The organism is Mesorhizobium sp. M7A.F.Ca.US.006.04.2.1 (assembly GCF_004022915.1).
GTDB classification, from domain to species: domain Bacteria; phylum Pseudomonadota; class Alphaproteobacteria; order Rhizobiales; family Rhizobiaceae; genus Mesorhizobium; species Mesorhizobium ciceri.
The window spans coordinates 1-620 of the sequence record NZ_RZQA01001549.1; the positions used below are offsets into that span (position 1 = coordinate 1).

A 620-nucleotide genomic window follows, 5' to 3' on the forward strand; every position below is an offset into this window, starting at 1 on the left:
GGTCAATATCGTGGTCGGCTTTCTCTGCACCGAGGCGATCGAGGCGGCGATGCCGATCCTGAAGGACGCCAACATTCCGGTCATCACCATTGGCGTGCGAACCGAAAGCCTGACCGACCGCCGCGCCAAGACCGGCTGGCCGGTCTATCGCCTCGGACCACGCGGCGACGATGAGCGCAATGCGGTCGCGTCAGCCCTCACCCGCCTGTGGCAAAACGAATTGTTCGCCATTATCGACGACGGCACCATCTACGGCCGTGAAATCGCCGAGACGTTGCGGGCAGCGGCCGAACAGGCAGCGCTGAAACCTGTGTTCGTCGACACGTTCCGGCCCCAGCTCGACAATCAGATCGGCATGATCGGTCGGCTGAAGAAGGCCGGCGCGACGCATGTCTTTGCCGGCGGCGATGGCGACGACATCGCCATCATGGGCCGCGATGCCGCACAGCTTCAGGCGGGCATCGTCTTTGCCGGCGGCGAGAATCTGCGCACGCCGCCCGGCGACGTGCCCTATTCCTTGGGCACACTGATGATCGCACCGCCGGAATGGGCCGATGTCGCCGATCCAAAAGTGCTGGCGGCCTTTGCCGCGCAGAAAGTCGTGCCCGACGGCTATACGC

Annotated in this window: 1 protein-coding gene; it reads left to right on the forward strand. The window is 64.5% G+C overall.

The features are described from left to right. Positions 1–620 (forward strand): ABC transporter substrate-binding protein (locus EN925_RS38665; RefSeq protein ID WP_164894824.1); only part of this gene is annotated, 620 nt, incomplete at both ends.